General features: G+C 45.4%; 8 protein-coding genes. 1 reads left to right on the top strand and 7 read right to left on the bottom strand.

The window, feature by feature from the left end:
- Nucleotides 1–53 precede the first annotated feature (53 nt).
- From KIV40_RS09225 to KIV40_RS09195, 7 genes are all read right to left on the bottom strand, one after another.
- Nucleotides 54–446 carry a SulA-like leucine-rich domain-containing protein gene (locus tag KIV40_RS09225; RefSeq protein ID WP_285348800.1) on the bottom strand — a complete coding sequence of 131 codons (393 nt, stop codon included), beginning with the start codon at nt 444–446 and terminating at the stop codon, nt 54–56.
- Between the two features lie 479 nt (nt 447–925).
- A complete protein-coding gene (locus KIV40_RS09220; protein ID WP_285348798.1) occupies nt 926–1213 on the bottom strand; it encodes a hypothetical protein in 288 nt (95 codons plus the stop codon).
- Between the two features lie 265 nt (nt 1214–1478).
- Entirely contained in the window at nt 1479–1664 is a 186-nt protein-coding gene (locus tag KIV40_RS09215; RefSeq protein ID WP_005428035.1) for a hypothetical protein, read from the bottom strand.
- A 178-nt stretch (nt 1665–1842) separates the two neighbouring features.
- Nucleotides 1843–2823: a J domain-containing protein gene (locus tag KIV40_RS09210; protein WP_285348796.1), complete on the bottom strand. Its 981-nt coding sequence runs from the start codon at nt 2821–2823 to the stop codon at nt 1843–1845.
- Nucleotides 2824–2899: 76 nt separating this feature from the next.
- Nucleotides 2900–3559 carry an OmpA family protein gene (locus tag KIV40_RS09205; RefSeq protein WP_375164812.1) on the bottom strand — a complete coding sequence of 220 codons (660 nt, stop codon included), beginning with the start codon at nt 3557–3559 and terminating at the stop codon, nt 2900–2902.
- A 165-nt stretch (nt 3560–3724) separates the two neighbouring features.
- A complete protein-coding gene (locus KIV40_RS09200) occupies nt 3725–4420 on the bottom strand; it encodes a DUF2786 domain-containing protein (protein WP_285348793.1) in 696 nt (231 codons plus the stop codon).
- A gap of 154 nt (nt 4421–4574) precedes the next feature.
- Nucleotides 4575–5258 (bottom strand): DUF3334 family protein, encoded by a 684-nt coding sequence (locus KIV40_RS09195; RefSeq protein WP_005428030.1) that lies wholly within the window; start codon nt 5256–5258, stop codon nt 4575–4577.
- A gap of 257 nt (nt 5259–5515) precedes the next feature.
- Here KIV40_RS09195 and KIV40_RS09190 point away from each other — a divergent pair, with 257 nt between their 5' ends.
- Complete coding sequence (locus KIV40_RS09190; RefSeq protein WP_285348791.1) at nt 5516–8551, top strand: FAD-binding and (Fe-S)-binding domain-containing protein; 3036 nt, start codon at nt 5516–5518, stop codon at nt 8549–8551.
- Nucleotides 8552–8640: the final 89 nt, after the last annotated feature.

Raw genomic sequence — 8640 nt, 5'->3', positions numbered from 1 at the left:
CAAGAGACAGCCTAAAAAGGAGGCGAGATGCAGGATGGATAACGTCGATCTTGTTAGTGGTACTTGTTTACTCTGCCTTCGACGAAAAAGACTTCACACTGATAACGTTGAGCGATGTCGCGAAGCATTGATTGGTTCATTAATGCAATCTTGTTCGACGCGACGACGGCACTGGCGTTACCAGACTGAATAGCTTTAATCACGATTTCCACTTCAGAAAGCTGTTGAGATGGCTTCATCTGAATGATGTTTTGACAGCGAATGTTGGAAGCAGCAAGTTGCTCAAAATCAGGACGAGGGCACTCAGCGGTAAACAGGACCCATTGTTGCTGTTGAGACAATACTGCCAACTTAGAAAGCAGTTGGTCAGACACATCCATAGGTTGTGTTGCTTGTGCCAATACGTTGTAACGAGAGTATGTATGAGATTGAGTTTGTAACCGCATCTTACTGTTCCTTTATACATGCTGTATGTGTATACAGTAGTTTGTTTTTGATGCCTGATCAACCGATTTTTATGAATTGAGTTGAAAAACGTTCTCTTAGTTATCACTTTATTTTTGTTAAATTATTGAAATTAAATGACTATTTTTAATTTTTGACATGTTTGATAAAGGTGGGGAAATGTGAGATGGTCTGCATTTCGGTACAGTATATACAGGTGTTTACTACTGTATATACAGTACTTTCGAGCTCTATATACAGTGGTTTTTCCAGGTCTATACAGTGCTTTACAGTGCTTTTTGAGACTCTCTACTGGGTTTTAAGAGTCCTTAAAGTTGTGAGGAAGATAAATATACAGCGGAAGTTTGAAGTGAAGCGGGCAGTAAGATGGCTGCTAACAGGGGACCTAATTCGATAAGTAGATAATAAGCAGGCTGCGAATTCGCAGCCTGAAAATACAAGGATCGATGTTTAATAATGGTTAGAATTCGGTTTTTGCGCGTGCGACTTCTGCTTCAAACTGGCCAATGTTACCGGCTCTAACGAGCTGTACCATGGATTGAAACATGGCACGAATCTGTTCTATGTTGCCAGGGTTTGCTCGTGTACATAGACTGCCTAAATCGGAGCCTGCGATTCTCAGTAGACGCGCTCTATTAGGCCCTGACACTTTTCGCTTGATTGTGTTCTTCAAAACCATCAACTCACCGGTCGCAACGACTTCAGGCGGCTGGTTGGCAATGATTGCGGCTGCTTCATCTGTATACATGTGGTCACCAATGTTTTGTGTTTGAGCAAAAACTATACTCCAGAACCATCATTGGTTTGACCCGCTGACAGGGAATACCATCGTCTTCACTATGAAATAAGTGACATTGTTTTAGATAGGTTTGTTAATAGACATCGAAACACCGGAGAGTTAGGGAATATGAATACCATCAAGACAATCTCGGCGAGATAAGTATTGAAGCGGGATCAAAAAAGCGCCTTGTAAAAAGGCGCCCTTGAAAATCAGTTCCGTTGATTTGTTCTTGTTAACTTGCTCTTTGCGCCATGCGTTCACGCATTTGCAATTCGCCTTGGTTGAATAGGCGAACATCGATTTTGGCGATGTCGTAGCAAGCTTTGCAAGAACTGTGGTACTTACCATCTACGTAATCATGGCGAGTTACAAAGCTAGGTTTTTTACACCAATCACAGGTGCCTTCTTCAGTGAACATTGATTTTCTCCCCACCTATATGAATTTTGAGTCGTTAGGTGTTATTTTTCGCCGAGTATTATGGCATACAAAAGATAGGCAGGTTAAATGTCTGTTAATTTGTTTGAGAGGGAGATCGATTGCGAGCCTTTGTTTTCGAGGGTAAAAAGCTCGCAAGCTTAAGGTGTGCGACGGTGTTTTACTCTTTTGTAACATTTTGTGAAATGGTTTTAAACGCTTGATTTAAACGCTTCATCTCTTCTTCACTTCCCCTAGAATCAGGATGATAGAGTTTTGACAATTGTCTGTAGCGCAACTTTACTGCCTTACTGTCAGGGATGGTTTGCGGAGTATAGCCAAACATGGCACAAGCGATGAGGAGCTTTTGGTTTTCAGGCTGCCCTTTGATCTTCTTAAACTCTTTAAATACTTTTTCCAATTGGCGTTTAAGCTGTTTGTTAGCAAACTGCAGTTCTTTAACTTGTGTCTCTAGTTGCTGAGCCTTAGAGGCTTCGTACGCAGCGCTCATTTTAGCTTTATGACTGTTTCTACGGAACCCAAAGGCACCTCCACCCAGCAGCAAAGCGACAGCCAGTGTACCGGAAGCGTACCAAATGTTGGACTCGTCCGCTTTAGCCTCTTGCTGTATCTCTACTTTTTCTTGTTTCTCTTCATCGGTGGCTTTTTTATCAAGCTCGACAATCTCAGAAACTTGTTTCGCTCTGAGTTGATTGAAGCGCTCTTCTAAAAACTGATTGTAGGCTTGTTCTGCTTGAGGATTTTTAAGTGCAGACAATTGATACCAAGCTTCCACCAGATCAGAGTTTGAAACGTCAGCTTTATGATGCTGAACAAAATCCGCTAACAGAAAGCCGCGGTCAGTCGGATCATTTAATGCAACCGAGGTAAACCAATAGACTGCCTGAGTGTAGTCGATATTACCGCTTAAGCCGCGTGCGTAATCTTCTGCTAATTGCTTTTGAGCGGGCAAATACCCTTGGTGTGCCGATTGCTCTAACCAATAACGGGCATCTGTAGGTGACTCTGGGCTGGGTTTCAGTGCCAGTTGCTGAGCAAGATCGAATTGGGCTTCGGGTTGTGTTGGATTTGGGGAAGCAAATACAGTGCTGCTAAAGCAGGTACTTAAAGCAAAGGTGAGGGCAATGGTTCTGAAAGACATTGGGTATGTCAGGTCTAGCGCGCTTCGCTAGACCTGCTCCGGTAATCATTATTATTACCGGTATGGTGCAACCAAATTACTTCAGTGGCAAGATCTGGATTTCAACACGACGGTTGCAAGCACGACCTTCAGAAGTTTGGTTTGAACAAATTGGGTTGCGCTCACCGTAGCCAAGTGCAATTGCGCGACCTGGAGCAACTTTTTGTGACACTAGGTACTGACGTACTGATTCAGCACGGCGCTCAGATAACGTTTGGTTGTAAGAATCGCTGCCTGTGCTGTCTGTGTAACCATCGATCACAAGACTTGTGTCTGGGTATTCAACTAGGATTCGAGCCACGCCACGCAGTGTGTTGTGGATGCTCGAATCAAGTTGGTAAGAGCTTGAAGAGAAGCCAATGCCGTTTTCCATGCGAAGAAGCAGTTGGTTTTCGCCAACGCGTTCAACTTGTACGCCAGAGTTTAGTAGGGCACGACGCAGTTCCGCTTCTTGTTGGTCGAAGTAGTAGCCAACACCAGCGCCTGTTGCACCGCCAGCAGCTGCACCAATCAAAGCACCTTTACGGCGTTCTTTTGCGTTATCACCCACAGCTAGGCCAATTGCCGCACCTGCGATCGCACCGATAAGCGCACCTTGCGTGGTTGAGTTAGTTTCGTATTCACCTGTGGTTGCGTTTTGGCGTTGTGTTGCTTGACAGCCAGTAAGAGCCAGCACTAGCGCAAGTGCAATAGACATCTTTTTCAAGGGAAAATCTCCGTATAAGCCGAGGCGCAAGTGCGCCTCATAATGGGATGTGAATTATGGAATAGAAAGTATTGATATTTGTTATGAGAACGTCAGGCAGAGAGAACTTTTGTAAGCTTTTTCTTATAGTTGGCGACGTTGTGACCAGTTCTATGGTTACTTAGAAGAGTCGCCCAACATTTTCCTAGCTTGTTCACCGCCAACACCACGGTTAACGGAGACTTTACGGCCTTTCTTCAAGCCTACTTCATAGTCTGCTGTGATGTTCTTCATCGCTTCTTTGAGCTGCTTCTTGAACGTCTCACGATCGATGTTTTTGAATTCTTTATCAATGTAGTTATTGATTTTGTTTGTTGACTCTTCGTCTGGCGAGATCACTGGCAACTTCTCTAACGCGCCTTCCACCCAACCAGAAACGAATGAGTTTACGCGACGAGTGACTTCCATTGAAGAGGTGCCAGAACCAGCAAAGCTATTGCGGAATTGCCCGGTACTCTCGTTTAGTTCGCGATAGATAATATCGAAACCGAAAGCCGCGAAAATTGCGCGGTCTGCTTCACCGATAAACTCGACACGTTTAAGCCCTTTGTGGTTCAGTAGAACCGCTTCAACACCGAACTTGGTGTTAATGCCACGAATCACACGCAGCAGTGTTGAGCTGATGTTAGTCGGCAGGAGGTGTGAAGATTGAGTCTTACCCATTTTGATAAACTCAATATCATCTTTGTCCAAGCCGTATTTCAGCATGAGACGGTGCGCCATCTTGATAGCGTTAGCTGCCTCATTTACGTTGGCGGAATTGCCCAGTTCTAAACACTTGGCGATTTTTTTCAGAGCTTTTTGTTTATCCATCGACAACCAGTACCGAGAACGGAAAATTTAAGAAGTCGGACATATTACCTTTTTTGAGGCAAAAACGGAATAACGATAGCAAGGGAAAAGCGTGCTGCAAAAAGAAAGCCCTTTGTAAAAAGGGGCTTTGCGATGATGAGGTTATCAACAAAAATTACAGACCAAGTTGGTCAAGCAGATCATCGGCATCACTCTTGTTGCTCGCAGATTCTGCCGCTTTTTTATCTTCCATGCTTTTGCGCGTGGCTTCCAGAATATCGTCTGGGCTTTCATCTTCCGCCACTTCAAACTCTTCTAATTGGATAAACTCGGTTTTGTCCATGGCAAGCTCTAAATAGAAGATGTTGTTGTTTGCTGTTGAGAAAGTCACACGTCGCGCTTGTGGGCGGTCGAGGTTGGTATCGACTTGCAGAATCACTTGCTTGTTCAGTGACAGCATTTTTGGCTGATTCTGAGTGATATTGGTTTGTAGCTCTTTGCGAATCTTGTTGGTGAAGTCACCAACAAGTTGGTTCATCAACTCACCCAGTACATCGCCCACTTCATCTGAGGTGTGTGAGATCGCCAGTTCTTCTTCTGGCATGCCCATATTGCGCATGTAATTGGTATAGATCTCAAGCGCCGCTTTCGCGGTAAAGTTAATCACAACTAGGCCAGTGAAACCGCCATCAAACAGCACAAAACAACCAAAATCCGGCTTGAGGCTGGTTTTATTGATCTTTTGCACCATTGCAGAGTAATTAATTTGAGAAGAGGTTGCCGAAGTGAGAACGCCAGAAACCGACTGGCAAAGTTTTAGAAGGATATCTTCAGTGGTTACAACTTTATTTTTTTTCATCCTGAAAGCTCATATTGAAAGGCTATTTCCCTTTCAATGTAAGGCATCAAGCCTTCAAAAATAAAGTATAAGTTTAAATATTGTATTGAGATTCTAATTTGAACGCTTTTTTAAATGTTGTAAAGTGACATAATTCAAAGAAAACAACTTCATTCACGACTTTCCTCCGTAAACGGCTGTTGGAGCGAAAGGCAAGGATGATTAAAAAGTAGATAACCCGCAGCTGATTGGATCAGCGCAGTAGGGGCAGGAAGCAAATGTTACCAAGATTACACTCGCAAACGGATGTCGATCCTCTTGTTCTTAGTTTTCTCAAAGAGCTGGAGCATTCCGGGTTCACTGGCGATATCGAAAGCCAGTATTCTAGCCGTCTCGCGGTAGCCACTGACAACAGTGTCTATCAACAGCTTCCTCAGGCTGTTGTCCATCCCAAAACCACCCAAGATGTTTCCCTCATCGGTAAACTCAGCAATAGAGAAGAATACGAACGCATTACTTTTTCTCCTCGTGGGGGCGGCACTGGCACCAATGGCCAGTCTTTAACGAAAGGTATTGTGGTCGACTTGTCTCGCCACATGAACAAAGTGTTAGAGGTGAATGAAGAAGAGGGCTGGGTTCGTGTTCAAACGGGTGTGGTCAAAGACCAATTGAATGATGCCGTTCGCCCTTATGGGTATTTCTTCTCTCCAGACTTATCGACCAGTAACCGCGCCACGATCGGCGGGATGATCAACACGGATGCGTCCGGTCAAGGCTCGCTTAAGTACGGTAAAACTTCCGATCACGTTCTCTCTCTTCAAGCGGTTTTTGCTGATGGTTCGATTTTGGAATCCGACCTTTCTCATGGCTTGCCGAATGAAGGGGAATTTGCCGATACGGCAATGCGTGTGACGGAGTCGGTATGCCGTGACAAACGCCAGCAAATTAACGATAAGTTTCCTCCGTTAAACCGATTTCTTACGGGCTATGACCTTAAAAATGCGTTTGACGAAGAGGCAGACAGCTTCGATATCACTCGTGTTTTGTGCGGCGCTGAGGGCTCATTAGCGTTCATCACCGAAGCGAAGCTCAACCTAACCCGCATTCCTAAAGCGCGAACTCTGGTTAACGTTAAATACAACAGTTTTGATTCTGCATTGCGTAACGCGCCATTCATGGTTGAGGCGAAGGCTTTGTCGGTTGAAACCGTAGACTCAAAAGTACTGAACCTCGCGAAACAAGACATTGTCTGGCACACCGTCAGTGACTTGATTACCGATGTACCTGATAAAGAGATGCTTGGCATTAACATGGTCGAGTACGCTGGTCAGGATGAAGAGGAAGTTGCTTCTCAAGTTGCGTTCCTAACGGCCAAACTTGATAGCATGCTAGAAACAGAAGAAGCGGGCATCATTGGCTACCAAGTATGCAGTGATGTGGCGAGCATCGGCCGTATCTACAACATGCGTAAAAAAGCCGTGGGTTTATTGGGCGCGGCGAAAGGGCGCGCTAAGCCTGTTGCGTTTGCCGAAGACACTTGTGTTCCACCAGAAAACTTGGCGGACTTTATCGTTGAGTTCCGCGAGTTGCTTGATGCAAAATCACTTAACTACGGCATGTTTGGCCACATAGACGCAGGTGTGCTCCACGTTCGTCCTGCATTGGATCTGTGCGATCCTCATCAAGAAGCCTTGATGCATGAAATCTCGGATGAGGTGGTTAAGCTGGTGGCAAAATACGGCGGCTTAATGTGGGGTGAACACGGCAAAGGGTTCCGCTCTGAATACGGCCCAGAGTTTTTTGGTGAAGAACTCTTTACTGAACTACGTCGCGTCAAAGCCGCTTTTGACCCACACAACAAAATGAACCCAGGTAAGATCTGCACTCCGCTGAATAGCGATGCAGAGCTTGTGAAAGTCACCGATACCAAACGCGGCTACTTCGATCGCCAGATTGATGTTCAGGTACGTGATAGCTTCAAGCAGGCGATGGAGTGTAACGGTAACGGCTTGTGTTTTAACTACGACACCAGTTCACCTATGTGCCCTTCAATGAAAGTCACTGCAGACCGCCGTCATTCACCGAAAGGGCGTGCGGGCTTAGTTCGTGAGTGGCTACGTCAATTGACTGAGCAGGGTATTGATATTCTCGACCTAGAGAAGCAGACGTTGGAAAACAAAACGTCCATCAAAACCATGATCGACCGTGTGCGTCATTCGATTAATCGTCGTCACGAGTATGACTTCTCCCATGAAGTGTATGAAGCGATGAATGGCTGTTTAGCGTGTAAAGCGTGTGCGAGCCAGTGTCCGATTAAAGTGGATGTACCTAGCTTCCGCTCTCGCTTCCTCAATATTTACCACTCACGTTACCAACGTCCGGCAAAAGACTATTTGGTGTCAAACATTGAATCCATGTTGCCACTGATGGCCAAAGCGCCAAGTGTGGTAAATGGTGTGCTAAAACAATCTTGGGTGCAGAGTTTAACGGCTTCGACAGTAGGTTATGTTGATGCTCCGTTGTTGTCTGTACCGACTTTGAAAGAGCGAGTAGAGACCTTAACCACGGCTTATGACTTGCAAGCACTCAGCGGTTTATCTTCTGAAGACAAACAAAAGCACGTGCTGATTGTTCAAGACCCGTTCACCAGTTATTACGACGCCGAGGTTGTGGAAGACTTCATCAAGCTCGTTCAGAAACTCGGCATGAATCCGGTTCTTCTACCGTTTAAGCCAAATGGTAAAGCCCAGCACATCAAAGGTTTCTTACGTCAGTTTAAGAACACCGCGCAAGATACCGCGAAGTTTTTGGAAATGGTCGCGGATTTAGGCATTCCAATGGTGGGCGTCGATCCTGCATTGGTGCTGTGTTACCGCGATGAGTACGCTGAGGTATTAGGTAGCAAGCGCGGCGAGTTCGATGTGCTTACCGCTCATGAGTGGTTGTATCCAAGGCTGAACGAGTTCGATGCTCTTGAATCGAAACAGCAAGCGCCTTGGTATTTGTTCGCCCATTGTACTGAGAAGACCAAAATGCCAAATGCCGAGAAAGAGTGGGGGGCTATTTTCGCTCACTTTGGTGCAGTGTTGAACACCGTGTCTGTTGGCTGTTGTGGCATGGCAGGGACCTTTGGTCATGAGGTAGACAAGCTATCGATGTCGCGTGACATTTACGACCTGAGCTGGAAGCCTAACTTGGACAAGCTCGACAATGAACGCTGCTTGATTACGGGGTATTCCTGCCGAAGCCAAGTCAAACGCTTTGAAGGGGTAAAACCTAAACACCCAGTTCAAGCTTTGCTAACCTTGATATAGTATTTTATAAAAGCCCAGTTTGACTGGGCTTTTTATTATTTAAGAACCGTTATTGACGATGACAACGTTTTACTCTCATAAGGATATGA

Source organism: Vibrio sp. D173a (assembly GCF_030248475.1).
Note: the sequence above shows the minus strand (reverse complement) of the source record. Positions and strands in the feature narration are given on the sequence as shown.

Bases quoted from the DNA above. Each gene is read 5' to 3' on its own strand.
- KIV40_RS09195 (WP_005428030.1), bottom strand. From the start codon at position 5,258: ATGAAAAAAAATAAAGTTGTAACCACTGAAGATATCCTTCTAAAACTT.
- KIV40_RS09225 (WP_285348800.1), bottom strand. From the start codon at position 446: ATGCGGTTACAAACTCAATCTCATACATACTCTCGTTACAACGTATTG.
- KIV40_RS09210 (WP_285348796.1), bottom strand. From the start codon at position 2,823: ATGTCTTTCAGAACCATTGCCCTCACCTTTGCTTTAAGTACCTGCTTT.
- KIV40_RS09200 (WP_285348793.1), bottom strand. From the start codon at position 4,420: ATGGATAAACAAAAAGCTCTGAAAAAAATCGCCAAGTGTTTAGAACTG.
- KIV40_RS09220 (WP_285348798.1), bottom strand. From the start codon at position 1,213: ATGTATACAGATGAAGCAGCCGCAATCATTGCCAACCAGCCGCCTGAA.
- KIV40_RS09215 (WP_005428035.1), bottom strand. From the start codon at position 1,664: ATGTTCACTGAAGAAGGCACCTGTGATTGGTGTAAAAAACCTAGCTTT.
- KIV40_RS09190 (WP_285348791.1), top strand. From the start codon at position 5,516: ATGTTACCAAGATTACACTCGCAAACGGATGTCGATCCTCTTGTTCTT.
- KIV40_RS09205 (WP_375164812.1), bottom strand. From the start codon at position 3,559: ATGTCTATTGCACTTGCGCTAGTGCTGGCTCTTACTGGCTGTCAAGCA.